Here is a 26,452-nt window from a genome sequence, read left to right on the forward strand (position 1 = left end):
ACGCCATGCTGACCATCGCCGTTTCCAAGGGGCGCATCTACGAAGAGGCCCTGCCTCTGCTGGCCGATGCCGGCATCGTGCCGTCGGTGGATCCGGACAAGAGCCGCAAGCTGATCCTTCCCACCAACCGGGAGGATGTGCAGCTGGTCATCATCCGGGCCGCGGACGTGCCCACTTACGTCGAGTATGGCGCGGCCGATCTAGGCATCGCCGGCAAGGACGTGCTGGTGGAATACGAAGGCGAGGGGCTCTACGAGCCGCTGGATTTAGGGATCGCGCGCTGCCGGCTGATGACGGCGGGCCGGCGGGACGTGCCCCTGGGCGCGCGCCGGCTGCGGGTGGCGACCAAGTACCTCAACACCGCCAAGCGCTTTTTCGCCCGTCGCGGTGTGCAGGCCGAGGTCATCAAGCTGTACGGCTCGATGGAGCTGGCGCCGCTGGTCGGCCTGGCCGATTGCATCGTCGATCTGGTCGACACCGGCAACACGCTGCGCGCGAACGGCCTGGAGCCGCTGGAGCTGATCATGGACATCAGCAGCCGCCTGGTGGTGAACAAGGCGGCCATGAAGATGAAACATGGAGCCATCACGGAACTCATTGGCCATCTGGCGCGGATCGTTTCGGAACGGGCCGCTCGGGAGGGGTAGGTTTATGACAGAAGTAAAAATCAAACGGCTTGACACCGCGGATGCGGATTTCGCCTCGCAATTGGACCGGCTGCTGGCCTGGAACGAGAGCGAGGATGCCGATATCCATCAGCGCGTGATCGAGATCATCGGCCGCATCCGCCGCGAAGGCGATGCGGCCCTGGTGGAGCTTACGTCGCGCTTCGACAATTTCGTCGTGGACGACGCCGGGGCGCTCGAACTTCCGCGCGATGCGCTGGAAGCGGCCTGGCAGGCCCTTCCCCCCGAACAGGCCGAGGCCCTGCGGGAAGCGGCGGAGCGCATCCGGGCCTATGCCGAGCGGCAAAAGCTCGAATCCTGGGACTACCGTGAAGCCGACGGCACTCTGCTGGGCCAACAGATCACGCCGCTCGACCGGGTCGGCCTGTACGTGCCTGGCGGCAAGGCCGCGTATCCTTCCTCGGTGCTGATGAACGCGGTTCCCGCCAAGGTGGCCGGCGTGCCGGAACTCGTCATGGTGGTGCCGGCGCCCCGGGGCGAGCTGAACGCCCTGGTGCTGGCCGCCGCCTATATATCGGGCGTGGACCGGGTATTCCGCATCGGCGGTGCGCAGGCCGTCGCGGCTTTGGCCTATGGCACGGAGACGGTCCCGCGGGTCGACAAGATCGTCGGCCCCGGCAATATCTACGTGGCGACGGCCAAGAAACTGGTGTTCGGCCAGGTCGGCATCGACATGGTCGCTGGCCCTTCGGAAATCCTGGTGATTTCGGATGGGCGGACGGATCCGGACTGGATCGCCATGGACCTGTTTTCGCAGGCGGAGCACGACGAGGACGCCCAATCCATCCTGATCAGTCCCGATGCGGCGCACCTGGATTCGGTACAGGCCAGCATCGAGCGCCTGCTGCCCGGCATGGAGCGGGCCGAGGTCATCCGTGTGTCGCTGGAACGGCGCGGCGGCATGATCCTGGTCGAGGATCTGGAACAAGCGGCGGCGGTCGCGAACCGCATCGCGCCGGAGCATCTGGAGCTTTCGGTGGAGAACCCGGAGATTCTGGTGCGTTCGATCCGCAATGCCGGCGCCATCTTCATGGGGCGCTACACCGCGGAGGCGCTCGGCGATTACTGCGCCGGTCCCAATCACGTTCTGCCGACCTCGGGCACGGCGCGCTTCTCGTCTCCGCTGGGCGTGTACGACTTCCAGAAGCGTTCCAGTCTGATCTACTGTTCGGCAGACGGCGCAGACCAACTGGGTCGCACCGCTTCGCTGCTGGCATGGGGAGAAGGGCTGGGAGCGCACGCCCGTTCGGCCGAATACCGGATCAGGCACCGCTAGGCAGCCGCTGCCGGCCCGCTCACAGGCGGTTTCGACGGCGAAACCGCGGCCGGACATTTTCCCGAATGACAAACGCGGGGAACTGCCTTCACGAGCTGGAACCCGCGTGCGTGCTACAATTGCGCGGTTTGGCTTGACCGCATTGACGACTATGCAACACAATCGGCGGCCAAACAATAAGGAGGGTTTCGAAATGGATTGTTTCCAAACGGGAGTAAAACTCCTTCCGACCACCGCTGGAGAAATTTCACGATGACAGAAGGCGTCGATTCAGAGAAGCGCCGGTTCCTGACACAAGCCGCAACCATGATCGGTGCCGTCAGCGCCGGCATGGTCGCCGTGCCGTTCGTCGGCTCCATGCAGCCCAGCGCCAAGGCCCAGGCCGCCGGCGCGCCGGTCGATGTCGATATCAGCAAACTCGAGCCGGGCCAGCTCATTCGGGTGCTCTGGCGCGGCAAGCCGGTATGGGTATTGCGCCGGACTCGAGAGGAGCTCGACCGTTTGGCCACACTGGACGAAGACGTGCTGCGCGATCCCCTGTCCAAGGAGTCCGATCAGCCTAAGGCGGCGACCAATCCCGTTCGGGCCTTGAAGCCCGAAGTTTTCGTGGCTGTCGGCGTCTGCACCCATCTGGGCTGTGCCCCGACGTTCCGTCCGGAAGTGGCTCCGGCCGATCTGGGTCCTGACTGGCCCGGCGGTTTCTTCTGCCCCTGCCACGGCTCGCGCTTCGATCTGGCCGGCCGCGTATTCAAAGGGGTTCCGGCGCCCAAGAATCTGGACATCCCACCCTACAAATATCTCAGCGACACCCGTATCCTGATCGGGGTCGCCGGCGACGAGGAGGCCTGATGTCCAACGAAAGAATGAAAGCCGTGATGGATTGGGTGGATCAGCGCCTCCCGGTGAGCGCCTTCGTCCGCGACCACCTGACCCAATATTACGCGCCGAAGAATTTCAATGTCCTCTATTTCTTCGGCTCGCTCGCCCTGTTCGTGCTGATCAATCAGATCGTCACCGGCATCTTCCTGGCGATGCACTACAAGCCGGATGCGGGCCTCGCTTTCGACTCGATCGAATACATCATGCGCGACGTCAAATGGGGCTGGCTGCTGCGCTACATGCATTCGACCGGTGCCTCGGCGTTCTTCATCGTGATCTATCTGCACATGTTCCGGGCGCTGTTCTACGGATCGTTCAAGAAGCCCCGCGAACTGCTCTGGCTGTTCGGCATGGTGATTTTCCTCCTGCTGATGGCCGAGGCCTTCATGGGCTATCTGCTGCCTTGGGGCCAGATGTCGTATTGGGGCGCGCAGGTGATCATTTCGCTGTTCGGAGCCATTCCGGTGATCGGCGAGGATCTCGCCACCTGGGTCCGGGGCGACTACGTGGTGGCGGATGCCACGCTGACCCGCTTCTTCGCGCTGCACGTCGTAGCGATTCCGCTGGCCATCGTGATGCTGGTCGTGCTGCATCTGGCCGCATTGCATACCTCGGGATCGGGTAATCCGGACGGCATCGAGATCAAGGAGAAGAAAGATGCCAACGGCATTCCCCTGGACGGCATCCCTCTCCATCCTTATTACACGGTCAAGGATCTGTATGCCATGGCGGTGTTCGTGGTCCTGTTCGCACTGGTCGTGTTCTACGCGCCGGAGATGGGAGGTTATTTTCTGGAGCATCCCAATTTTGAGCCGGCCGATCCGATGAAGACGCCCGAGCATATCGCGCCGGTCTGGTATTTCACTCCGTTCTACTCGATCCTGCGGTCGGTGCCGGACAAGCTCGGCGGTGTCATCGCCATGGGGGCGTCGATCGTGTTGCTGTTCGGACTGCCGTGGCTGGACCGCTGCCAAGTGCGCTCGATCCGGTACCGGGGTGCCTATTACAAGACCGCCCTGACCCTGTTCGTCCTGAGCTTCCTCGGGCTCGGCATCCTGGGGACCAAGCCGGTGACGCCCACCACCACGTTCCTGGCCCGGTTTTTCTCGCTCAACTACTTCGCCTTTTTCCTGTTGATGCCGTGGTACAGCCTGAAGGATCGAGTCAGGCCTCTGCCGGAGCGTCTGACCGAGGCTGTGATCCCGCTGGAAAAACGCGAGGGTATCGTTTGGGAGTGGGTGCGGCGGGGCATCGCCGCGGCGGAGAATTCCAAATGGTACCAAAGGGCTGGCACGCAGGTCGCCGCTTGCTTGGAAAAAGCCAGGGAATTTAGCGGAATCAAAAAATGAGACGAATCGGCGGATTTTTTCTGACTTTGGTGGCCGGCAGCGCGTTGGCCGTGGAAAGCGTCATGCCGTTGGAGGACGTCGACATCGACGTCTTCGACAAGGAGTCGCTCAGGCGGGGCGCGGTGACGTACGCGAACTACTGCCAGGGCTGCCACTCCCTCAAGCACCTGCGCTATTCGCGGATGGCGCACGACCTCAAGCTGGAGCAGCAGGCCCTGGAGCGGGATTTCCTGCGGGGCCAGGCCAAGCCGCAGGACAGTATGCTCAGCGCCATGCGCGCCGCCGATGCGGAAGGCTGGTTCGGAGTCGCTCCGCCCGACCTTTCCCTCATCGCGCGTTCGCGCCATCCGGACTGGATTTACAGTTATTTGCGGGGTTTCTATCTGGACCCTTCACGGCCGACCGGCGTGGACAACGCCTTCTTTCGTCAGGTCGCCATGCCGAACGTATTCGCTTCCCTGCAGGGCGCCCAGCGGCCGGTCGTCAAGAAGGGCGGCGGGGTGGAGGCCATCGTCGGGTTGAAACGTGTCACTCCAGGCGCATTGTCGCCCGAGGAGTTCGACGCGGTGGTGGCCGATCTGGTCAATTTCCTGGTTTATGCCGCCGAGCCCGCCCAATTGGACCGGCTGCGCATCGGCAAGTATGCGATCGCGCTGCTGATCGTGCTGATGGTCGTGCTCTATCGGCTCAAGCGGGAGTACTGGAAAGACATCGCCTGAGGCGAACATGATACAATCCGAACGGATCGCGGCGCGCCAAGACCCCCCGATCCGTCCGGTTCAGCGCAAGGGTTTGATGCATTTGGGCCGAGCGTCCCAGACTGTCCTCCGGCGTGTAGAAACGCCCGACGGGTGGCTTTCTCGAATGTTTCCCGCTCTCGCAGAGACGGCCCGCCAGTTCGCGGTTGGACATGATAAGGAAGGGGATTCCGGGCGTGATCACGACATGAAAGAGGTGTGATACGTGGCAACAGCGGCCAGTCGAAAATCCGTGATGACTCTGTATTGTTCTCCGACCTGCGCGTACAGTCATCGCACGCGGATCGTACTGCATGAAAAAGGAATTTCCGCGGATATCGAATATGTCGATATGGGCAACCCTCCCGAGGATCTGGTCGAGCTGAATCCTTACGGCACCATGCCGACTCTCGTCGACCGGGATCTGGTGCTCTACGATTCCCGCATTATCATGGAATATCTCGACGAGCGTTTTCCCCACCCTCCGCTGCATCCCATGGATCCGGTTTCGCGGGCCAGGGCTCGCCTGCTCGTGCATCGGGTCGAGCATGACTGGTACAGCCTGTTGGAGGAAATCGAACATGCGCCGGAGGGCAGGAGCCAGAAGGCCAGGAAGCAGCTGCGGGAGAGCCTGCTCGCGGCGGCGCCCGTGTTTGCCGCGAAGCCCTATTTCCTGAGCGATGAATTCTGCCTGGTCGATTGTTCGCTGGCGCCGCTGCTGTGGCGGCTGCCGATGCTGGGCATCGGGCTGCCGCGGCAGGCCGATGCGATCAAAGCCTATGGGGCGCGGCTGTTCGAGCGCCATTCGTTTCAGGCGAGCCTGAGCGAAGAGGAGCGGGAGTTCGCCGCGCCAGCCCACGCTGCACCGGAAGATGCATGATTCCACTCAAGCCTTACCTTATACGAGCGGTGTACGGCTGGCTGGTCGACAATGATTTCACGCCGTATCTGCTGGTCGATGCCGAAGCGCCCGCGGTAGACGTGCCGCGGCAATACGTACAGGATGGGCGCATCGTGCTCAACCTCCGTCCCGAGGCCGTGCAGCGTCTGGACATGAACAACAGCGAGGTGACCTTCAGCGCCCGTTTCGGCGGCGCGCCCACCCACGTCCACATTCCGGTGTCGGCCGTCATGGCACTGTATGCCCGTGAAAATGGCCAGGGCATGGTGTTCGACCAGGAGGAAGGACCCGGCGGTGAACCTCCGCCGGCGCCGGAACCGCAGGAGCCGGCGCAGAAAAAGCGGCCGGCCCTGCGTGTGGTGAAATAAGGCTTCCCGCTAATAGGTCAGGGTCAGGCCGCCGTAAGCCGCGGCCCCGGTGGCCCCGTAGCCGTAGACCTCTTCGTACCACTTGTTGAGTGCGTTATCCACCCGCGTCCACAGCGACAGCTTGTCGCTGACTTCATAGGATGCCGCAAGGTTAAGGATGACGTAACCGGCTGCTATCCGATTACCCGTGCTAAGCCGCTGGCCGACCATCACGATGTTCGCGTGGACGTTGGCGCCGTTGTCGAAACGGTAGTTGAGGTCGAATGCCCCCTTGTCGCGAGCCCTCTGGTACAGGGGGTTTCCGGTGTCCTTGTCCCGGCTGTCCATGTAGGTATAGGTTCCCCGCAGATCCAGGCCGCTCAGCGGATTCAGTTCGACATAGGTTTCCACGCCTTCGGCAGTGGCGTTGCTGATGTTTTCCATGCGGAACGTGACCGGATCGAACTGGATCAGGTTGTTGAACCGGTTGTTGAAGTACACGATGCCGGCGTTGCCCCTCAGCAGCCCCCAGAACGGCTGTTCGATGCCGACGTCCCAGTTGGTGCTGGTTTCCGGTCTCAGGTCCGGGTTTCCCGTGTTGTACAAGGGGTCGTAGAGCTGGGCGAGGGCGGGTACCTTGAAGCCGGTTCCGTAGTTGGCCTTCAGTCTCGTTTCGATGTGCGGAGTGGTCCAGACCTGGCTGACCCTCCAGGTCGTTCGGCCGCCAACGAAGTTATTATGGTCGTGGCGCACGTTCGCCGTGGTAGACCACCAGTCGGCGGGATTGATCTGATCTTCGAGAAAATAGCCGAGGGTGTTGTAGCTTTTGACGAATTGCGACGGCTCCATGATGGTCATGGTGTCCTCCTCGTCATCGATGCCGAAAGAGACCGTATTGGTCTCGTGGGGGCGGAGCGTGTTGAGCCAGTTGCCCTTGATCTTTTCGCCCAGGTAGGCCGCACGGAAAGGGAAGGGGTCGCCCGGATTGGCCGCGTTGTCGTACTGGCGGTCGACGCGGGTGTAGGCCATGCCGGCCGTCTGTTCCCACAGGCTGTCGAACAGCTTGAGGGTGCCGAAGCCGCGGGTATAGAGCTCGTGGGTGTTGCCCGTGAAATTGGGATCGTCGACCGGGCGCCTGAGCAGGAAATCGTAGTTGTCCAGCTTGGTGAAGCCGTCGTCGTAGCGGAGGCTCCATCCCAGCTCCAGGTTGTCGGCAGGCTTGCCGCCGACGCGGGTGCTGACGGTGGTGTTGCGGTAGCCGTCGCGCTCGGTGGCGCCGAAATGCTGGTCGGCGGCGGAAAAGCCGCGGACTTCGCGGTGGCTGGCGGTGAGGCTGTAGTTCAGGCCGGGGTCGCCGCCGGCGACGTCGCCCATGACCCGCCAGGTGTCGTAACTGCCGCCGTCGACGCTGGCTTTCAGCCTCGGTTTGCCGGTGCCCTTCTTGGTAATGATGTTGATCACCCCGCCGATGGCTTCGGACCCGTATACCGAACTGGCCGCGCCGCGCAGGATTTCGATGCGCTCGATGTTGTCGACGGTCAGGTTGGCGAAGTCGAACCCGGCGTTGGCCGAAGAGGGGTCGTTCATCTCGGTCCAGTCGATCAGGACGATGGTCTGGCCCGAGTTGGCGCCGCGCAGGAAAACCGATGTCTCGCGTCCCGGACCGCCACTCTGGGCCACGTCGAGGCCGGGAACGATACGCAGGATCTGGTCGACCGAATAGATGCCGCGCTCCTTGATGTCCTCGGCGGTCAGGACGGTGACGGAGCTGCCGACCTGCCGGCTCGGCGTCTCGGTGCGGGTGGCCGTGACCACGACGGTGTCCAGTTCCTCGGGGTCGCTGTCGATGGCCGATATGTCGAAGGAAAGGGCGGCGCCGAGCGCCGTCAGGGAAAGGCGGAAAAGCCGGGATTTCACGATGGACCTCTGCATGGGATGGCCATGCACACCCGCATGGCGTTAATGATTCCACGGAGGTCGCCAGCCGGCCGCAGCCGCATCGCCGGGTGAGCATCGGGCGGACGGCAAAGCAGGGTGCGACCCTCGCCCTCCGCGGGGTCTTCAAATCATCGCAGGCCGGTCTCCGGGCTGATGAGAGGCGTGTTCGCCGGCGGTTTTCTGCCTTCCCGCGCGTTCGCGCAGTGGCGTCATGAATCCGCCTCGGAACGGTTGCAGGGAACGTTCCGGCTCAATCACCGTTGCGGGGGCAGCGCCGGATTGGGATAAGGTATCCGCACCGGCTTCCCGTTTCACCGACCGGTCTTTTGTGCCGGTCGACACCTGTGAAGGGCGCGAATTTTAGCGTATGGAAGCCGGAGCGCCAATGGTTAATAATTGATTATTTAAGAGATTTATTTGGAGACAGGCTTATGGGCTGGGACGAGAAGCGCTTCAAGCAGCCGACAGAGGAAGAACTGAAGGGCCGGCTGAGCCCGGAACAGTATGCAATCTGCCGGGAAAACGGAACCGAGCGGCCGTTCGACAATCCCTACTGGAACGATCACCGGGAGGGCATCTATGTAGACATCGTGTCGGGTGAACCGCTGTTCAGCTCGCGCGACAAATTCGATTCGGGGACGGGATGGCCCAGCTTCACCCGGCCGCTGGAGCCCGACCACATCGTCACTCTCGCCGACCGCTCCCTGCTGATGACCCGGACCGAAGTGCGCAGCAGGCATGCGGACTCTCATCTTGGGCACGTTTTCGACGACGGTCCGGAGCCTACCGGCAAGCGCTATTGCATCAATTCCGGCGCATTGCGTTTCATCCCCAAAGAAGAGTTGGCCGAGGCCGGCTACGAGGAGTATCTGACGCTTTTCGAATGATGGACATCGTGGAACGCGAAAACGAGGATAAGGTGGGAGGTCGCTTGGTCATCAGTAAAGTCAAAGGTATCAGCAAGTCGACACGGATCATGCTGGCGGAGCACGGGATTTTTTCGGTCGAGGAGCTGGCCGATGCCGACGTCGGCCGGCTCACCAAGATCCCCGGCCTCAGCCGGCAGAAAGCCCAGCGCATGGTCAGGGCGGCCAAGTTCATGGTCGGCGACATGGAAACAGGGCGCGAAGAAGCGATCGCATCTGCCGGTGCGGCCGAAGTAGCGGAGGTTTCACTGGAGGGCGTAGGGCTGGATGATTCCCGGTGTTTCCTGAACCGGGAACTCAGCCTGCTGGAATTCAACCGCCGGGTGCTCGACCAGGCCAAGGACCCCCGGACGCCGCTGCTCGAACGGCTCAATTTTCTGAGCATCTCCTGTTCCAACATGGACGAGTTCTTCGAAATCAGAGTCGCCGGGCTGCTTCAAAAATCCGAACTCGGGGCGGCCCAGACCGACCCGGACAGCATGATGCCGCAGGAAGTCCTTTCCGCCATCAGCGAACGCGTCCACGAACTGGTCGCCGAACAGTACCGTGTGCTCAATCAGGAGCTGTTGCCCGCGCTGGAAGCCGAAGGTATCCGCTTCATCCGCCGTTCCGACTGGACCGATGCCCAGCACAAATGGTTGCGCCGATATTTCGAAGAAGAGCTCGCGCCGATCCTCAGCCCGATCGGGCTGGATCCGACCCATCCGTTTCCGCGCCCGCTCAACAAGGCCCTCAATTTCATCATCTCCCTCGCGGGGAAGGACGCTTTCGGTCGCAACATCCATCTCGCCATCCTCCAGGCACCGAGGGCGCTGCCGCGCATCATCCAGTTGCCGAAGAGCACGACCGGCGGCCGGCCGCACGATTTCGTGTTCCTGTCGTCCATCATCCACGCCTTTGTCGACGACCTCTTCCACGGCATGAAAGTCAAAGGGTGCTACCAGTTCCGGGTGACCCGCAACAGCGATCTGTTCCTGGACGAGGAAGAAATCGACGACCTGCTGCAGGCGGTCGAAGGCGAGCTGGCGAGCCGCAATTATGGCGACGAGGTGCGGCTGGAAGTGGCCGACAACTGCCCGGACGCGGTGATCGAGTTCCTGCTGAGCCAGTTCGGCCTCGGCGAGGACCGCCTGTACCGGGTGGACGGTCCGGTCAACCTGAGCCGGACCCGCGAGATCTACGACCTGGTCGACCGGCCGGACCTCAAATATCCGCCCTTCACACCGGGCTGGCCGGCGCAGCTCACAGGGCACCAGGACTTCTTCGAGGTTTTGCGCCGGCAGGACATCCTGCTGCACCATCCTTACGAGTCCTTCATCCCGGTCATCGACCTGATCCGCCAGGCCGCCGACGATCCGCAGGTCGTCGCCATCAAACAGACGCTGTACCGGACCGGACCGGATTCGCCCATCGTCGATGCACTGGCGCGCGCCGCGCGGGCCGGCAAGGAAGTGACCGTGGTCGTGGAACTGCTGGCGCGCTTCGACGAGCGCGCCAACATATCCTTGGCCACCCGCCTGCAGGAGGCCGGTGTGCAGGTGGTGTATGGCATCGTCGGCTACAAGACCCACGCCAAGATCCTGCTGATCCTGCGCAGGGAAGGGCGGACGCTGAGGTATTACACCCACCTCGGGACCGGCAACTATCATCCCCGCACGGCCCGCCTTTACACCGACTACAGCCTGATGACCTCCGACAAGGCGCTGGGCGAGGACGTGCAGAGGGTGTTCGTCCAGCTCACCAGCCTGGGAAAGATGGGCAAGCTGCACAAGTTGCTGCAATCGCCCTTCACCCTCCACAAGACGCTGATCCGCAAGATCGAGCGCGAAATCGAGCACGTCCGGGAAGGCCGGCCGGCGCGGATCGTCATCAAGATCAACTCCCTGGTCGAGCCCAAGCTGATCCGCGCCCTTTACCGCGCATCGAGCGCCGGGGTCCCGGTCAGGCTGATCGTGCGCGGCATCTGCTGTCTGAGACCGGGCATTCCCGGCGTCTCCGAGAACATCGAAGTGCGTTCCATCGTCGGACGATTCCTGGAGCACAGCCGGGTGTATTGTTTCGAGAACGGCGGGGAGCCTGAAGTGTATGCGGCCAGCGCGGACTTCATGGCCCGCAACATGTTCCGCCGGGTGGAAACCTGTTTTCCCATCGAGAACAAGAAGCTCGCCGAGCGGATACGGAACGATCTGGAACTTTACCTGAAGGATGACTGCCAAGCTTGGCAACTGCGTTCCGACGGAAGCTACGAGCGGGTGCACGACACCCGGCACTGCGACGCGCAGGCAGAGCTGCTGGAGGCGCTCAAGAAGATGGTTTGAATTCGTCGCCTGAGCGGGGCTTGGAGTCCGCGACGGGCCCTGGTCGCGGGCTCGAGCCCGTCCACCCGAGCGTGTTTGGAAGGGAGCGGCCAATCAGTGTAAACTTCCACGTTCAATATCGCGTCGCCACAGCGCATTTTTTCACCCCGACGGAGAGGTTTAGGTTCCCATGTTCAGCAAGGGTATGGAGATTGCCGGATTCGACGATGAACTCTGGTCTGCGATCCAGGACGAAGAACGCAGACAGGAGGACCACATCGAGCTGATCGCTTCGGAGAACTATGCCAGCCCGCGGGTGATGCAGGCGCAAGGGACGGTGCTGACCAACAAGTACGCCGAAGGCTACCCCGGCAAGCGCTATTACGGCGGCTGCGAATACGTCGACGTGGTGGAGACCCTGGCCATCGAGCGCGCCAAACAGCTGTTCGGAGCCGATTACGCCAACGTCCAGCCGCATTCGGGCTCGCAGGCCAATGCCGCCGCCTACATGGCTTTGCTGAACCCGGGCGACACCGTGCTGGGCATGAGCCTGGCTCATGGCGGGCATCTGACCCATGGGGCGAAGGTCAATTTTTCCGGCAAAATCTACAACTCGGTCCAGTACGGCCTGAATCCCGCGACCGGCGAGATCGATTACGAACAGGTCGAGGCCTTGGCTCAGGAACACCGGCCGAAGATGATCGTGGCCGGTTTTTCCGCCTATTCCCAGGTGGTCGACTGGCAGCGTTTCCGCGCCATCGCCGACGCCATCGGGGCTTGGCTGATGGTCGACATGGCCCATGTCGCGGGCCTGATCGCGGCCGGCCTGTACCCGAGCCCGGTGGCTATCGCCGACGTGACGACGACCACGACCCACAAGACGCTCCGCGGCCCGCGCGGCGGCCTGATCCTGGCGAAAGCCAACCCGGAGGTCGAGAAGAAGCTCAACTCCCTGGTCTTTCCCGGCATCCAGGGCGGGCCTCTGATGCATGTGATCGCGGCGAAGGCGGTGGCGTTGAAGGAGGCCCTGCAGCCGGATTTCAAGCATTACCAGGCTGCGGTGATGGAGAATGCCGACGCCATGGCGAAGACCTTCATCGAACGGGGCTATCGCATCGTATCGGGCGGCACCCGAAATCATCTGTTCCTGGTCGATCTGATCGAAAAAGGCCTGACCGGCAAGCTGGCGGAGGAAGCACTGGGCAGGGCGCATATCACCGTCAACAAGAATGCGGTGCCGAACGATCCGCAGTCTCCGTTCGTGACCAGCGGGATCCGGGTGGGGACGCCCGCGGTGACCACGCGCGGCTTCGGGATCGAGGAATGCCGCCTGCTGGCGGGCTGGATGTGCGAGGTCATGGACAATCCCGAAGACGAAGCAGTCATCGGCCAGGTGCGCGGCGAGGTCACTCATCTGTGCCGGCGTTTCCCGGTCTATGCCAACTGAAGGTGGGGGCCATTCGCCGGAAGCTTGCACATTGTGAGGGGTGAAGTTCGCCCGTGCGGTGTCCTTTCTGCGGTGCTCAAGATACGCGAGTTGTGGATTCCCGGCTGTCGCAGGAGGGAGACCAGGTGCGCCGCCGCCGCGAGTGCGGCGAGTGCAAGGAGCGCTTCACTACTTACGAAGCGGCTGAACTCAACATGCCCAGGGTGGTGAAGTCGGACGGCAGCCGGCAGCCGTTCCGGGAAGAGAAGCTGCGCGCCGGCATGCTGCGCGCCCTGGAGAAACGCCCCGTGCCCAGCGATCGGGTGGAGGCCGCGATCACCCGCATCAAGAAACGCCTGCTGGCGACCGGTGAGCGTGAGGTGCAGTCGCGTCTGGTCGGTGAGTACGTGATGAACGAGCTGAGCCAGCTCGACGACGTGGCCTATGTCCGCTTCGCCTCGGTCTATCGCCGGTTCGAGGACGTCAACCAGTTCCGCGAAGTGATCGACCGCCTGGAAAACGAGCCCGATTCCGAGGCCGCTCGCAGGCAGTCCGACGCTTTCGATGCCTGAAACAGGCATACCCTGCCGTTTTCGATGACCCCCTCCACCGACACCGCAAGCTGGAACGCCGACGATTTTCGCTTCATGGCGCGTGCCCTGCGTCTCGCCGAAAAGGGCTTGTATACCACCGATCCCAACCCTCGGGTCGGCTGTGTCCTTGTGCACGGGAACCAAGTCGTCGGCGAGGGCTGGCACCAGCGCGCCGGCGGCCCGCATGCCGAGATCGTGGCTCTGCGGAATGCCGGTGAGCGGGCCAAGGGCGCTACGGCCTATGTCACGCTTGAGCCCTGCTCGCATCACGGCCGGACCCCTCCGTGCGCCGGGCGTTTGATCGAGGCCGGCGTGGCGCGTGTGGTCGCGGCCATGCAGGACCCCAATCCGCGAGTGGCGGGGAAGGGGCTCGAACGATTGCGGCAGGCCGGCATCGAGGTCTCCCGCGGCTTGCTGGAGAAGGAAGCGGAGCGCCTGAATCCGGGCTTCATCAAGCGCATGCGTTCGGGACTACCATTCGTCAGGAGCAAGCTGGCCATGAGTCTCGATGGGCGGACCGCACTGGCATCCGGCGAGAGCAAATGGATCACGGGAGAGGCGGCGCGATGTGACGTCCATCGTTTGAGGGCGCGCAGCTCCGCCATCGTTACCGGCATCGGTACAGTGCGCGCCGACGATCCCTTCCTCACCGCTCGCCTGGCTGAAGCTACCGATCTGGAGCAGCCGGCGAGAGTGATTGTTGACAGCCGCTTGCAAGCGCCGGCATGCGCGCGGGTTTTCCGGCAGCCCGGCCGGGTGCTGGTGATAACCACGGAGGCCGACGCTGGGGCCCGGCAATCCCTGACCGATGCCGGCGTCGAGATACTGGAGGTCGAAGCCGATGCAACGGGAAGGCCTGCCGTGTCGGCCGTGGTGCGGGCGCTGGGACGCCTGGAGTTCAACGAGGTGCTGTTCGAAGCCGGCGCGACCTTGAACGGCGCATTGCTTGCGGCCGGGGTGGTCGATGAATGGCACGTCTATATCGCGCCTTGCATTCTCGGGGACCAGGCGCGTGGCCTGTTCCACCTGCCGGGCCTGACCGAGATGGCCGACCGCCCGGAACTGGCGATCTCGGACGTGCGGCGGGTCGGCAAGGACATGCGGCTGATCCTCCGTCCGAGCGCTTGAAGCCACCGGCTCCGGAGAACTTTCAAGGCATGTTTACAGGCATAATACAAGCCAAAGGGCAGCTTCAGCGCAAGGAGTTGCAGGGAGGCGACTGCCGTCTGACCGTCGCTGCGGGCAAGCTGGCGATGGCCGAGGTGAGGCGGGGTGACAGCATCGCCGTCAACGGCATCTGCCTGACCGTGATCGAATACGGCAGCGGCCATTTCAGCGCCGACGTATCCCGCGAGACGCTGTCCCGTACCACGCTGGGTGAGCTGGAGGCCGGGGCGGCGCTCAATCTGGAGCTGGCGCTGACGCCCGCCGCCCGCCTGGGCGGGCATATCGTCAGCGGCCATGTCGACGGCGTCGGCGTCGTCGGTTCACGAGTCCAGGATGGACGGTCGGTCAGGTTCCGCATCGATGCGCCTGCGAACTTGGCGAAATACATCGCCGAGAAGGGCTCGATCTGCATCGACGGTGTCAGCCTGACGGTCAACCGCGTCGATGGCTGCGCCTTCGACGTCAACGTCGTGCCCCACACCTTGGCGGAAACGACACTGGGAGAAACATGCGCCGGCAGGCGGGTCAATCTCGAAGTCGACCTGCTGGCGCGGTACCTGGAACGGCTGATGCTGGGCGACGCCGCCGCGCGGCCGGCCGGTTCACTGACGCGCGAATCGTTGCGCGGCCATGGATTCATCGCAGAATGACATTAAACACGATCGAAGAAATCATCGAAGACATCCGCCAGGGCCGGATGGTCGTCATCATGGACGACGAGGACCGGGAAAACGAAGGCGACCTCGTCATGGCGGCCGCTCACGTGCGGCCCGAGGACATCAATTTCATGGCGCGCTACGGCCGCGGTCTGATCTGCCTGACGCTGACCCGCGAGCGCTGCCAGCAATTGCGGTTGCCGTTGATGGTGAACGAGAACCGGACGCCGCATTCGACCAACTTCACGGTGTCGATCGAGGCCGCAAGCGGCGTGACCACCGGCATTTCGGCCGGCGACCGCGCCCGCACCATCCAGTGCGCCGTGGCCGTGGATGCCAAGCCCGAAGACTTGGTTCAGCCGGGCCATATTTTCCCGCTCATGGCGCAGCCCGGCGGGGTGCTCAATCGCGCCGGCCACACCGAGGCGGGCTGCGATCTGGCGCGCTTGGCCGGCTTGGTGCCGGCAGCGGTGATCGTGGAGATCCTCAACGAGGACGGCTCGATGGCGCGGCGCGTGGATCTGGAACAGTTCGCGGCGGTCCACGGCCTCAAGATCGGCACCATCGCCGATCTGATCCACTACCGGATGCAGAACGAACAGACGGTGGAGCGCATCTGCGAATGCGAATTCCCGACCGAATACGCCCGCTTCCACCTCTATGCCTACCAGGACCGCCTGGATAACAAGCTGCACCTCGCGCTTACGCTGGGCGACATTGCCGGCGAGGGGCCGGTGCTGGTCCGGGTGCACGGCCGCAACCTGCTGACCGACCTGTTCGGCGTGCGGCGGGGCGATGTCGGCATATCGCTGCGCGCGGCGATGAAGCGGATCGCGGACGAGGGGCGGGGCGTTCTGGTCGTGATCCGCAACGAGGAAGACGACCGCTGCCTGGTCGAACGCATCCACCACTACCAAATGGAAGACCACGGCGTGGACATCGGCCAACGCGAGGATCCCGGGGTCGACTGGCGCACCACCGGCACCGGCGCACAGATCCTCGCCGACCTGGGCGTGCACAAGTTGCGGGTTCTGGGCGCGCAGAAGAAATATTTGGGACTTTCCGGCTACGGGCTGGAAGTCGTGGATTACGTGACAACCGACTGATCGGGAACCGACATGGCTCATATCAAGACTTTCGAAGGCGGCATGAACGCCGAAGGACTGCGCGTCTGCATCGCCGCTTCGCGCTTCAACAGTTTCATCGTGGACCACCTGGTCAGCGGCGCGATCGACACCCTGGTGCGCCATGGCGCCCGCCGGGAGGACATCTGCATCGCCAAGACGCCGGGGGCTTACGAGCTGCCGCTGGCGGTCAAGAAGATCGCCGATTCCGGCCGTTACGATGCAATCATCGCGCTGGGTGCGGTCATCAGGGGCGCGACTCCGCATTTCGATTACGTCGCCGGCGAATGCGTCAAAGGCTTGGCGAGCGTCTCCCTGCAGCATGGCCTGCCGGTCGCCTTCGGGGTGCTCACGGTGGACACGATCGAGCAGGCGGTGGAACGGGCCGGCACGAAGGCCGGCAACAAGGGTGCGGAAGCCGCGCTGTCCGCCATCGAAATGGTCAATCTGCTACGGCAGCTGGGGGCTGAATGAGCCTGACGCGGACGCTGGCGCGCCGTGCCGCCGTACAAGCCGTTTACCAGTGGCAACTGGCGAGGGACAGCCTTCCGGAAATCGAACGCCAGTTCGTCGAAGAGCTGCAGCTCACCAAGTCGCTGTATCGGCGTCACGCCAACGGTTTGGAATTGAGTCCGGCTGAGCGGGACCAGCTCGAGGAACTGCTGGAAAAATTCGGCCGCTCGCAAGAAGCCGGCGAGGGCGAGGCGGAGGACGAGACGCTGGAGCAGCGGGTCAGCAAATGCCACGTGCCGGACGTCCAGGTCGGCTATTTCAAGGAGCTCTTGCACGGCGTGGCGAACAACCTGCCCTTGCTGGATGCCGAGCTGGCGAAATTCATCGATCGCCCGATCGAAGAGGTCGATCCTGTGGAGCGGGCGATTCTGCGCATCGGCTGCTACGAATTTCTGCGCCGTCCGGAGACGCCCTACCGGGTGATCCTGAACGAGGCCATCAATCTGGCCAAGGAGTTCGGCGCCACCCAGAGCTACCGCTATGTGAATGGCATCCTGGACCGGGTGGCGCACGAATGCCGGGCGGTCGAGATGGCGGCCCGCAGGCGGGGCTGAGATTGCCCGATTCCATGCAGCGGCCGGGTGAATTCGAGATCATCCGGCGTTTCTTTTCCAGGCAGCGGGTGATGCACCCGGAGACGGAGCTCGGCATCGGCGACGATTGCGCGATTCTGAACTTTGCGGCGGAGACGCGGCTCGCCCTGACGACCGATACCCTCGTCGCCGGCGTCCATTTTTTCCCCGATGCAGACCCGATGAGGCTCGGCCACAAGGCACTCGCGGTCAACCTGAGCGATCTGGCCGCCATGGGGGCCAGGCCGCGTTGGGCGCTGCTGGCCTTGACCCTGCCGGAAAACGATCCCGAATGGATTGCCGCCTTCGCGCAAGGCTTCTTCGGACTCGCCGAGCGCCACGGCGTCCAACTGATCGGAGGCGACACCACGCGCGGTCCGTTGGCCATCACCGTGCAGGCACTCGGGACGGCGGCAGGACGGTCGGCGGTGAAACGGTCGGGGGCACAGCCCGGCGACGCCGTTTACGTCACCGGCGGTCTCGGTTTGGCCGGCCTGGGCTTGAAGATCCGGCAGGGCGCATATGATGCCTCGGACGAAGAGGCACTGGATCGGTTGGACGTTCCGGAACCCAGGGTCGGCTTTGGCTTGCGCCTTCCGGAATTCGCCAGCGCGTGCATCGACGTCTCGGACGGACTGGCGGCGGACCTGGGGCATATCCTGGAACAGAGTGCGGTGGGCGCGGAGGTCGACTGGGAAAATCTGCCGCTGTCGGCTGGCGTCTGCCGGTATGTCGCCGATTCCGGCGACTGGGAGATGCCTTTGGTCGCCGGTGACGACTACGAACTGTGTTTCACCGCTCCGGCGATGAAGGCGAACGCGGTCACACTTGCGGCCGAGGCAACCGGCACCCGGGTGAGCCGCATCGGCACGATCCGCGCCGGCTCCGGTTTGAGCGTTCGGCGCGCCGGCCGGCCTGAAAGGCTTTGGCGGTCGGGCTACCTCCATTTTGTGTCTCGGGAGACGACGGATGAATCGCCGCCGCGTTGAGTTCCGCCCGATGCTCAAGAATCCCTGGTGCCTGATCGCCGTGGGATTCGGTTCCGGGCTGGCGCCCTGGGCGCCGGGCACCTTCGGAACGCTCGCGGCAATTCCGGTCTATCTCCTGCTTGCCGGGTACACTCCGGCGATTTACGCAACGGCCATGGCTCTGCTGCTGGGGCTGGGCGTGGTGGCCTGCGGCCGTTGCGGCCGCATGTTGGGCCAGGCCGACCACCCCGCGATCGTATGGGACGAGGTCGTCGGTTATCTCATCACGATGTGGAGCATTCCAGCCTCATGGCAGAACGTGCTGCTCGGTTTTGTCCTCTTCAGGTTCTTCGATATCGTCAAACCCTGGCCGATCCGGGTGATAGACCGGCGCACTGGCGGCGGCTGGGGCGTCATGCTGGACGACGTGGTCGCCGGCGCGCTGTCTTCTCTGGTCTTGCATGGCCTGGCATCTCCGCTGGTGATGCCCTTCATTCACTGACGCCGCAGGCCGGCCTTTTCGGCGGATGGGGGATTTGACCCGTTAATCCGAGAAGGAGTACGTTATTCGACACAGGCAGTCGGAATTTGCCCGCAGCGACTCATCCACAAATGAAGGGGAATATGCCATGGCCAGACGCATCACCAAGGACTGCGACGACAAAGCCGCGGGAATCCGCTTCCACATCAGTTCCGCGCGCATGTCGATGAACAAGATGAGTTTCGTCGCGTTTCAGCGCTTCCTGGATGAAATGGAGCGGTCCATGTACCGGTGTCCGGAATGCGGCTGGCGGGGGCGGGGCAGGGAGCTCGTGCCGATGGAGCAGGATGGAAACGAAGGCTATGCCTGGGGCTCGGACGCCGAAACCTGGTATGCCTGCCCGAACTGCGAGAGCGAGATCGGCGTCGAAACGCCCGTGATGCGGCCGGCCGATTGATCTGCGCCACGGGCGGGCGGATTCAGGCCAATTTCTCGAAAAATTCCGCTGCCGGGAGCGGCGGGCTGAAATAGTATCCTTGAAAGCGCTGACAGCCCCTTTCCTTCAGAAACGCGAGCTGCTCGCGGGTCTCGACGCCTTCGGCGATGGTTTCCAGGTTCAAATGGTAAGCCATCGACAGGATCGTCTCGACCAGCATGACGTCATTCGGGTCGTTCGGCAAGTCGTCCACGAAGGTTTGCGCAATCTTCAGCTCACTCAGCGGCAACCGTTTCAGATAGGCCAGCGAGGAGTATCCGGTGCCGAAATCGTCCACCGAAAACCGGATGCCGATTTGCTCCAGGGCGCTCATTTTGGCGATGGCATCGTCGATGTCCGAGACCAGCAGACCTTCGGTGATTTCGAAAATCAGGCTGTGAGGGTCGGCCCCCGTCCGGTTCAGGATGCGCAGGACCCGTTCCAGGAAATCGGGCTGCTGAAAGCGGCGGGGGCTGATGTTCGCCGACAGGCGCAGCTTATGTCCCGCCTGTGACAGGCGTACGCTCTCCTTGCAGGTTTGTTCGAACACCCATTCGCCGATCGGCAGAATCAGGCCGGTGTCTTCGGCCAAGGGGATGAACTTGTCGGGCAGCAGCAGCCCCTCGGTGGGATGTTGCCAGCGCAGCAGCGCTTCCGCGCCGACGGTCTTGCCTTCGCCATCGACCTGCGGCTGCAGATAGATCTGGAACTCTCCGCGTTCCAGTGCGGCATGCATGTCCCTCTCCAGGGTCAGGCGGGTTTCGGCTGCCGCCTGCATGGTCGATGCGTAGGCCCTCACCGTATTGCGGCCGGCCGCCTTGGCCTGGTACATGGCCATGTCGGCGGCTTTCAGCAGATCGTCGGCCGAGCCCGTATCGAAAGGAAACACTGCCGTGCCGATGCTGGCGGTGACGTAATGCTGTCCGCTGGAGAGAAGAAAGGGCCGCTGCAGCATCAGCCTGAGGTTTTCAGCGACCTCCATGGTATGCCGGGATGCGGGTTCGATGTCGGCATCGAGGCCGTCCAGCAGGATCACGAACTCGTCGCCACCCAGGCGCGCAACCATGTCGCGCTGGCCGATGCCTTCGGTCAGACGTTCGGCAACTTTGCGCAGCAGCTGGTCTCCGACCGTGTGGCCGCATGCATCGTTGAGATGCTTGAACCGGTCGAGGTCGACGAACAGCAGCGCACAGCGGGACCCGTCGATGCGACTTTCCCCGACGGCCTGATTCAGCCGTTCGAGAAACAAACGGCGGTTCGGCAGTCCCGTCAGCGAATCGAAATAAGCCAGTTGCTCGATTTCCTGCTGGGCGCGCTTGCGCTCGCTGATGTCGACGAAGGTTGCGACATAGTGCGTCAGCACCCTCTCCTCGTTCCGCACGGCCTTGATCGAAAGCCATGCCGGATAGGTATCGCCGTTCTTGCGCCGGGCCGTGACCTCGCCTTTCCAGCAACCCGTCCCGTTCAAACTTTCCGAGATTTGCGCGGATGTCGCTTCGCCTTCATTCGCGCCGAACCGTAAAAATTCGGACGGTGTGCCGATGATTTCTTCCGGGGCATAGCCGGTGATTGCGGTATAGCCCGAGTTGACCCGCTGCACGATGCCCTCGGCGTCGGTAATCATGATGGCTTCACTGGTTTCGAAGGCGGTTGCGGCCAGTCGTACGGCCTCTTCCGCCTGCTTCCGATCGGTCATGTCGCGAGTCACGGCCAGCAGGGCCTCGGCGCGCCCAGGGGGGCCATAGAAAGGTACCGCGTGGGTTTCCAGCCAGCGCCGGCCGCCCCTGAGGCCGATGACCTGGAATTCCAGCTTGCCGCTTTCGCCTGCCAGCACCCGCCGACTGAAGGCTTCGAACCGTTCACGATCGTTGGGATCGACGAAGGCGGATATCGGTTTTCCCCGGACTTCTTCGATCGAGCCGGCCTCGATCATCCGAAGTCCCGCCCGGTTCATGTCTATAAGGGTGCCGTCGGCCCCCACCGTTTTCACGCATTCGGGTTCCGCATCGATGAGTGTGCGCAAGCGTTCCTCCGCCTGCTTCCGCTCCGCGACCTCGTTGGCCAGATATTGATTGAGTTCCAGCAGTTGTTTCGGTGAAGGAATTTGCAGCGCTTGTGGTATCAGGGGCCAGACCAGGACAGCGGTGGCGATGGATAGCACGGCCGTGATGGCCTTGATGGCTCCGTCCGTCCAGTAGTCGGGGTGCCAAACTGTCCATGCTCCCATGAGATGGGTGCACGCGCAGGCCAGTATGAACAATCCGAACAGGAGAAATACGCCCCGGAAAACCACATCCCGCCGCCGTTTCGCGAAATAGAAAAGGGCGATGGAAATCGAATAGTACGCGGCGGCGATGACCAGGTCGGAAATCACATGCAGCCAGAGCAGCTCCGGAATCCACGCGTAGCAATAGCCATGGGGCAGGTAGTCCAGGGAAGCCTTCAGTACCGTGATCGGTGCCATGGCTGTTCCGTCCTCCTGGCCGCAATTCAGTCTGAGGCGGTGGGAATGCCGGCGCCCTCGGCGCGATGCCGCGGACTGCCCGGATGAGGGAATAACGCTTGCGTGAGCGGGACCTTCGTCACGAATTTGTCCTCGAGCGTCGTGGCCATCAAAAAAACAAGCTTATCACTCGGCGAGTAATGTTCCAGCTCAAGTATCGCCACCTGCTGGTCTGATGCAGGTAGGCGATATCGCGCATCAACCGAGTCATATGACGCGATAGCAGCATACTAAGGCACAAGTCCTTCCTTTCGCCCCCTTCGGAAATCAATCGGATGGCTCAGCGATGGGTGGGGCGCGAGATTTGCTAAGGCAACGGGGCGCGACATCACGCGCAAGAGATACCGCCTTGTGCTTGTGGATGAGGCGATCGACCCCGACAAAAAGAAAACAAGGCTTTACGACGATGAAAAAACTGTTGCTTGCTACACGACCCGCCGCGCTGTTCAGTGCGCAGCTGCAGGCCGGATGCAAAACCCCAGACCTCAACGGCACATGGATCATGTACCAGTCCAATCTCGCTGAACAGCACACCGGACGCTGTGAAGTCAGCATCGTTCGGGGATCGGCGACCGGCCATTGCGTCATGGGCCATCACATCGAATTCGATGTTACCGGAACCGGCAGTGTGGACAGGAATGGTGCGGCTTCCCTGCAACTGGATTTCAGCGGCGGCAGCTCGACTTTTGATCTGCAACTTGCCAGGAATAAACTGTCCTTTGTGGGGCAGTGGAGCAACACTTTCGGTACGGGCGGCATTTCCAACGGTGTGAAGCGGTAACCGCCAGCTCCGGGAAACAGACTCGCCCCGTGCCGGAGCGTCTCGTTAACGTCCGGTCTTCACCCGCGCTTGTGGATTTGTGCCGAACCCGTGGTGGGAACCCAGGGGACGGACAGGATGGCTGGCCGTTCCCCTCCCGCGCCTTCCGGCTTCCGGTCGATTGACGGATGGAGAGGCTCATGCGAAGCGCCCAATAAAAAGCCGGCATTTCTGCGAGAGAGACAATCGAACGTACCTCGTAAGCCGCATTCTGCCTATCACCGCGTCTTTATGATGGAACTTCATGCCCCCAAATGTGCCCCCTGTTTTTTCATCGGCGTGTTCTAGCCCTTTTCATTCAGATACCTATACAGCGTAGCCTCCCCGATCCCGACCGCCCTTGCCGTCGTCCGCTTGCTGGCCCCGGACGCCAAAAGCTCATCGATCTTCGCGCACAGCTCCGGGGTCAGCTTGGCCGGCGCCCCGAACTTCCGACCCCGCGCCCGTGCCGCCGCCACGCCTTCGCGCCGCCGCTCGTTGATCAGCTCCCGCTCGAACTGCCCGAACGCGGCTAGCATGCTCAGCATCAGATTCTTGAACGGGTCATCGTCGGACCCTGAAAAGGTGAGGTTCTCCTTCAAAAACCGGACCGTCACGCCCTTACCCGTGATCTCCCGGACCAATCCCAAAAGCTCCGCCGTGTTCCGCGCCAGCCGGTCCAGTGAATGGCAGACCAGCGTATCCCCGGCCCGCACGTAGGCCAGGCATTCCGCCAGCACAGGCCGCGCCGTGACGGTCTTCGCGCTTGCCTTCTCCTCAAAGACCCGATCCAGCGCCACGCCCGCCAATTGCCGGTCCGTGTTTTGCCCGACCGAACTGACCCGGATGTAACCCACGACCTGATGTTTCATGATGACGACCTCCCAAAAATGACGAATGGAACACGATCATAAGTCTATCATAAGTTTTAAAAGCGTTTCCATCGGTCTATCAAAAGTCGAAAAATAAACTTTTGATCGACGGTGAAATGCGGGTTTCAGGCCGGTCTATCGCGTCTATCATTAGTACACAAAATGAGAGACTCCAGGAACAGCCAGCGGACCGGCGCCGGCTGCACGCTGGCGCCCTGCAACAGGGTCACCCCCAGCGGCACCCGGCCACACCGCGTCACTGGTGAAGGCGAAGGCCTCGATGGGCAGCCTACCGCCGACCCGGATCATGTCGCCGACACAGCAGGGTGATTGGACGCTTTGTGGCTCCTTCTGGTCATAGTGTCAACCAAGGTGTAAACTGACAACCAAACTATCAACCAAGAAGAGATCGGAGCCTACCAGTGAGCGAAAGGATGTCGAACGCGCCGGTGTACTACGCGCTTGCGCAGGCGCACTTCAATCCTGTCGCCGCGATGTCTAAGTACGTGGACCAGATCCAGGATCGACTGCGCCGTGAGGGATACCCGTTGTTCGAGCCGCAACAGGTTACGCACCTGGTTGTGCCGGGGCCAGGTCAGGCGCAGCAAGTGGAGCCGCAGATCACGCATGTGCATCAGTGGCTCATCACCCGCAGCGACAGCACGGCTGGATTCATCCTCGCCCCGTCGGCCATCACGTACCACACGACCCACTACGACACGCACAACGAGTTCATCCCGGAGCTGCTGAGTGGCTTGGCGGCCGTGCACGAGGTGGTTACCCTCGATCACGTCAGTCGGCTGGGTCTTCGCTATCTGGATGCCGTCTTGCCGCGCGCCGGTGAGAGCGTGGAGCAGTACCTTGTTGGCGGGTTGCATGGGGTCGAGTTCAATGCGCAGCCACTTTACAGACTGACAGAATCGGTCTTTAGAACAGAGATTGGCCCACTGGTACCGATGGGGACGCTTGTGGCACGGGTGCATAGGATGACCGCGCCCTTGGGGTTCCCGCCAGACCTGCAGCCCCACGGCTTGATAATCAATCCGAAATTCGAGGTGAAGGAATCTCGGGCGCATGCGGTCATCGATACGGACCATTTCGTCGAAGGCCGCATGCCGATCGACATGGACAAGCTAGGTGAGCAGCTGCTCTCGCTGCATGCGACCATCAAGTCCGTCTTCAGGGCAACGACGACGGATCACGCGCGTGACGCGTGGGCCTGAACCGGACAAACCAGACGCCATGTACACCGCGACTTTACCTACCCCCCGACCGATGCCGTTTGCCGCGCCGATTGGGACTGTTGCCACTGCAGCCTTGGCGCTGATCGGCTCAGCCCTTGCGGTTGGTGGCACCGGCAGTATTTTCGAGATCTCTCGTGCCGGAGACTGGCGCAGGATGCTGGAGGCACGAGTTCCCTTTCATGTCGATGTTGCGACGGCTGACGACAGCCAGGAACAACACCCTGATCTGCGATCTGCATCTGATCACCTTGCCAACATCCGCCAGGTGTTGATTCCTGCCATCTCGGATATGGCTTCGGTGCTCGGCGTCTCCAGGCAGGCAATCTACAAGTGGATCAGAGGAGAAGTCACACCTGAGCCTGATAAGTTCGAGAGGATTCTTGCCCTGAGCCATGCCGCCGACGCTTTCCGAGATGCCGGCATCCCTCGTGCGTCTTCCTTGCTGAAGATGAAGGCATTTGAAGGCCGGTCCTTGATGGACTTCGCCGCTGCCGGCCAGCTCTTGCGGTCGCACATCCAGTCACTTGTCACCGAAGCCAAGGCGATGGATGAGGCTTATGACCGATCAGGCTTGGCGAGGTCGAAAGCGAAGCCCTCGGAAGATTGGCGAGCCGAGCTGTCCATTCCCGGGTCCCCCGAGCGATAGGTCGGGGGCGATGGATGCTGGCGCGCGATACGGACTGGCGACAGGGTGATCTTCTAACTTGCGAGGCCGCTGCTGCATTGGGTTTGGTCGGCGCGGCCGACCAAGGGCGCCGCGTCATCGTCATCACCCATGACTGCGACTTGCCGCATGACAGCGAGCTGTGCGTCGAGGTCATCGTGGCCGAGGTCATGAAGGAGCCTGATCCACAGCTCTCATACGCCAAGCATCCACGACGACTCCAACTCGCCTACGAGGGCGGCGACGCTGCGCCGTTGATTCTTGAGCTCCGGCATGGTGATCGCCGCAGCGTACCGAAAGGCGACTTCGCCGAGCGCGCAGTCAAAGACAACAGCCTCGCGCTGCCGGTTGACGCGAAGCGTGCCCTGAAGCAGTGGCTTGCTGCGCGATACGGCCGACCGGCCTTCCCCAATGCTTTCGAGGAGCGGCTGCGCAAGCTCTCTGGCAAGCGCACCGTCGAGCAGCTGATCGCCAAGATTTTGGAGCCCGACGCGAAGTACCTGGTCGGGCTGTTCTTCGATCTGGGTGAGCAGCGAGGCGCAGAAGTGGGCGAAGGGGAGCCCTATGCGCTTTCAGTGTCCGTTGTCTACGACGTCACCGAGGGTGGCACCGAAGCGAGGCTGTCGGCTGAGCGGGTCGCCGGGCAGCTGCGCGATCTGTTCGAAAAGACCTACGGCAAGCCCGACGTTGCCACGGAGATCGCGCTCGACGCTTGCGAAGCCGTGGCAGACACGCGCCTGACGCTGGCTGACCTGCGCCGCGTGGATCAGTGGCGCTTGGAGTACATCAGCCTACGAGATGAGGGGCAAGGCGACTTTCTGCCGGTGGGTGAAATGCCGGCGTAGGGGGCCGGGATAGCCGCGCCATCGCGATGGGTTCCGCCCAAACCCGCACTGGTTGTAGATGTCGGTTTTCTTTTTGGCTAAGGTCCACCACCACTTTTCCAAGGCCAGACTTCGCTCTGGCCTTTTCCTTTTCCGCCGTAGCGCCGAGTTATAGTCGGAACTGGTGTATGAGCCAGGGGGGTGATGGCTTGAACGGGTGGCGTACCCTGCTGAC

The 26,452-nt window shown here is 62.6% G+C and carries 26 protein-coding genes and 1 riboswitch; of the genes, 23 read left to right on the plus strand and 3 right to left on the minus strand.

Annotated features, from left to right (window positions below; translation table 11 throughout):
* The first annotated feature begins 5 nt into the window (after positions 1 to 5).
* From hisG to GNH96_RS07385, 7 genes are all read left to right on the plus strand, one after another.
* Positions 6 to 647, plus strand: coding sequence for an ATP phosphoribosyltransferase (gene hisG / locus GNH96_RS07355; RefSeq protein ID WP_169603084.1), 642 nt, complete (start codon positions 6 to 8; stop codon positions 645 to 647).
* A gap of 4 nt (positions 648 to 651) precedes the next feature.
* The gene (gene hisD, locus GNH96_RS07360) at positions 652 to 1,962 is read left to right on the plus strand and encodes a histidinol dehydrogenase (RefSeq protein ID WP_169603085.1); all 1,311 of its coding nucleotides are present in this window, start codon (positions 652 to 654) and stop codon (positions 1,960 to 1,962) included.
* Between the two features lie 252 nt (positions 1,963 to 2,214).
* Complete coding sequence (gene petA, locus GNH96_RS07365) at positions 2,215 to 2,811, plus strand: ubiquinol-cytochrome c reductase iron-sulfur subunit (protein ID WP_169603086.1); 597 nt, start codon at positions 2,215 to 2,217, stop codon at positions 2,809 to 2,811.
* On the plus strand, positions 2,811 to 4,190 hold the full coding sequence (locus GNH96_RS07370; protein ID WP_169603087.1) for a cytochrome b: 1,380 nt from the start codon (positions 2,811 to 2,813) through the stop codon (positions 4,188 to 4,190). The genes petA and GNH96_RS07370 overlap by 1 nt, the downstream gene beginning before the upstream one ends.
* Positions 4,187 to 4,909 carry a cytochrome c1 gene (locus GNH96_RS07375; RefSeq protein WP_169603088.1) on the plus strand — a complete coding sequence of 241 codons (723 nt, stop codon included), beginning with the start codon at positions 4,187 to 4,189 and terminating at the stop codon, positions 4,907 to 4,909. The genes GNH96_RS07370 and GNH96_RS07375 overlap by 4 nt, the downstream gene beginning before the upstream one ends.
* Before the next feature lie 244 nt (positions 4,910 to 5,153).
* On the plus strand, positions 5,154 to 5,807 hold the full coding sequence (locus GNH96_RS07380) for a glutathione S-transferase N-terminal domain-containing protein (protein WP_169603089.1): 654 nt from the start codon (positions 5,154 to 5,156) through the stop codon (positions 5,805 to 5,807).
* On the plus strand, positions 5,804 to 6,196 hold the full coding sequence (locus tag GNH96_RS07385; protein ID WP_169603090.1) for a ClpXP protease specificity-enhancing factor: 393 nt from the start codon (positions 5,804 to 5,806) through the stop codon (positions 6,194 to 6,196). Before GNH96_RS07380 ends, GNH96_RS07385 begins: the two co-directional genes overlap by 4 nt.
* Before the next feature lie 9 nt (positions 6,197 to 6,205).
* On the opposite strand, the gene GNH96_RS07390 is transcribed toward GNH96_RS07385, so the two are convergent.
* Entirely contained in the window at positions 6,206 to 8,092 is a 1,887-nt protein-coding gene (locus GNH96_RS07390; RefSeq protein ID WP_228720066.1) for a TonB-dependent receptor plug domain-containing protein, read from the minus strand.
* A 140-nt stretch (positions 8,093 to 8,232) separates the two neighbouring features.
* A riboswitch (cobalamin riboswitch) is annotated at positions 8,233 to 8,474 on the minus strand.
* 70 nt (positions 8,475 to 8,544) lie between these two features.
* Here GNH96_RS07390 and msrB point away from each other — a divergent pair.
* From msrB to GNH96_RS07450, 12 genes are all read left to right on the plus strand, one after another.
* The gene (msrB, locus tag GNH96_RS07395) at positions 8,545 to 9,000 is read left to right on the plus strand and encodes a peptide-methionine (R)-S-oxide reductase MsrB (protein WP_169603092.1); all 456 of its coding nucleotides are present in this window, start codon (positions 8,545 to 8,547) and stop codon (positions 8,998 to 9,000) included.
* A gap of 44 nt (positions 9,001 to 9,044) precedes the next feature.
* On the plus strand, positions 9,045 to 11,357 hold the full coding sequence (gene ppk1, locus GNH96_RS07400) for a polyphosphate kinase 1 (protein WP_169603093.1): 2,313 nt from the start codon (positions 9,045 to 9,047) through the stop codon (positions 11,355 to 11,357).
* A 169-nt stretch (positions 11,358 to 11,526) separates the two neighbouring features.
* Positions 11,527 to 12,783 carry a serine hydroxymethyltransferase gene (glyA, locus tag GNH96_RS07405; protein ID WP_169603094.1) on the plus strand — a complete coding sequence of 419 codons (1,257 nt, stop codon included), beginning with the start codon at positions 11,527 to 11,529 and terminating at the stop codon, positions 12,781 to 12,783.
* A gap of 53 nt (positions 12,784 to 12,836) precedes the next feature.
* Positions 12,837 to 13,334, plus strand: a complete 498-nt coding sequence (nrdR, locus tag GNH96_RS07410) for a transcriptional regulator NrdR (RefSeq protein WP_169603095.1) — start codon at positions 12,837 to 12,839, stop codon at positions 13,332 to 13,334.
* 24 nt (positions 13,335 to 13,358) lie between these two features.
* Positions 13,359 to 14,483 (plus strand): bifunctional diaminohydroxyphosphoribosylaminopyrimidine deaminase/5-amino-6-(5-phosphoribosylamino)uracil reductase RibD, encoded by a 1,125-nt coding sequence (ribD, locus tag GNH96_RS07415; RefSeq protein WP_188114796.1) that lies wholly within the window; start codon positions 13,359 to 13,361, stop codon positions 14,481 to 14,483.
* A gap of 29 nt (positions 14,484 to 14,512) precedes the next feature.
* Entirely contained in the window at positions 14,513 to 15,172 is a 660-nt protein-coding gene (locus GNH96_RS07420; protein WP_169603096.1) for a riboflavin synthase, read from the plus strand.
* Positions 15,169 to 16,284, plus strand: coding sequence for a bifunctional 3,4-dihydroxy-2-butanone-4-phosphate synthase/GTP cyclohydrolase II (gene ribBA, locus GNH96_RS07425; RefSeq protein ID WP_169603097.1), 1,116 nt, complete (start codon positions 15,169 to 15,171; stop codon positions 16,282 to 16,284). The genes GNH96_RS07420 and ribBA overlap by 4 nt, the downstream gene beginning before the upstream one ends.
* 12 nt (positions 16,285 to 16,296) lie before the next feature.
* Positions 16,297 to 16,776: a 6,7-dimethyl-8-ribityllumazine synthase gene (gene ribH / locus GNH96_RS07430; protein ID WP_169603098.1), complete on the plus strand. Its 480-nt coding sequence runs from the start codon at positions 16,297 to 16,299 to the stop codon at positions 16,774 to 16,776.
* Positions 16,773 to 17,369 carry a transcription antitermination factor NusB gene (nusB, locus tag GNH96_RS07435; protein WP_169603099.1) on the plus strand — a complete coding sequence of 199 codons (597 nt, stop codon included), beginning with the start codon at positions 16,773 to 16,775 and terminating at the stop codon, positions 17,367 to 17,369. Before ribH ends, nusB begins: the two co-directional genes overlap by 4 nt.
* 2 nt (positions 17,370 to 17,371) lie before the next feature.
* Positions 17,372 to 18,376: a thiamine-phosphate kinase gene (gene thiL, locus GNH96_RS07440; RefSeq protein ID WP_407658840.1), complete on the plus strand. Its 1,005-nt coding sequence runs from the start codon at positions 17,372 to 17,374 to the stop codon at positions 18,374 to 18,376.
* Positions 18,357 to 18,857, plus strand: coding sequence for a phosphatidylglycerophosphatase A family protein (locus GNH96_RS07445; protein ID WP_169603100.1), 501 nt, complete (start codon positions 18,357 to 18,359; stop codon positions 18,855 to 18,857). The genes thiL and GNH96_RS07445 overlap by 20 nt, the downstream gene beginning before the upstream one ends.
* 127 nt (positions 18,858 to 18,984) lie before the next feature.
* Positions 18,985 to 19,293, plus strand: coding sequence for a hypothetical protein (locus GNH96_RS07450; RefSeq protein WP_169603101.1), 309 nt, complete (start codon positions 18,985 to 18,987; stop codon positions 19,291 to 19,293).
* Between the two features lie 22 nt (positions 19,294 to 19,315).
* Here GNH96_RS07450 and GNH96_RS07455 read toward each other — a convergent pair whose 3' ends face one another.
* The gene (locus GNH96_RS07455) at positions 19,316 to 21,775 is read right to left on the minus strand and encodes a putative bifunctional diguanylate cyclase/phosphodiesterase (RefSeq protein WP_169603102.1); all 2,460 of its coding nucleotides are present in this window, start codon (positions 21,773 to 21,775) and stop codon (positions 19,316 to 19,318) included.
* Positions 21,776 to 22,220: 445 nt separating this feature from the next.
* Between GNH96_RS07455 and GNH96_RS07460 the strand changes: the two genes are divergently transcribed.
* Positions 22,221 to 22,595: a hypothetical protein gene (locus GNH96_RS07460; RefSeq protein ID WP_169603103.1), complete on the plus strand. Its 375-nt coding sequence runs from the start codon at positions 22,221 to 22,223 to the stop codon at positions 22,593 to 22,595.
* A 323-nt stretch (positions 22,596 to 22,918) separates the two neighbouring features.
* Here the strand turns inward: GNH96_RS07460 and GNH96_RS07465 are convergent, their stop codons facing one another.
* Positions 22,919 to 23,485: a recombinase family protein gene (locus GNH96_RS07465; RefSeq protein WP_169603104.1), complete on the minus strand. Its 567-nt coding sequence runs from the start codon at positions 23,483 to 23,485 to the stop codon at positions 22,919 to 22,921.
* A gap of 422 nt (positions 23,486 to 23,907) precedes the next feature.
* Here GNH96_RS07465 and GNH96_RS07470 point away from each other — a divergent pair, with 422 nt between their 5' ends.
* Genes GNH96_RS07470 through GNH96_RS07480 form a run of 3 tightly spaced genes read left to right on the plus strand, consistent with a single transcriptional unit; the run spans position 23,908 to position 26,238 of the window.
* Positions 23,908 to 24,708 carry a TIGR04255 family protein gene (locus GNH96_RS07470; RefSeq protein WP_223163478.1) on the plus strand — a complete coding sequence of 267 codons (801 nt, stop codon included), beginning with the start codon at positions 23,908 to 23,910 and terminating at the stop codon, positions 24,706 to 24,708.
* A 19-nt stretch (positions 24,709 to 24,727) separates the two neighbouring features.
* Entirely contained in the window at positions 24,728 to 25,375 is a 648-nt protein-coding gene (locus tag GNH96_RS07475) for a helix-turn-helix domain-containing protein (RefSeq protein ID WP_169603105.1), read from the plus strand.
* 14 nt (positions 25,376 to 25,389) lie between these two features.
* Positions 25,390 to 26,238, plus strand: a complete 849-nt coding sequence (locus GNH96_RS07480; protein WP_169603106.1) for a hypothetical protein — start codon at positions 25,390 to 25,392, stop codon at positions 26,236 to 26,238.
* The last annotated feature ends 214 nt before the right edge of the window (positions 26,239 to 26,452 follow it).

Origin of the sequence: Methylococcus geothermalis (assembly GCF_012769535.1) — a bacterium.
GTDB lineage: Bacteria > Pseudomonadota > Gammaproteobacteria > Methylococcales > Methylococcaceae > Methylococcus > Methylococcus geothermalis.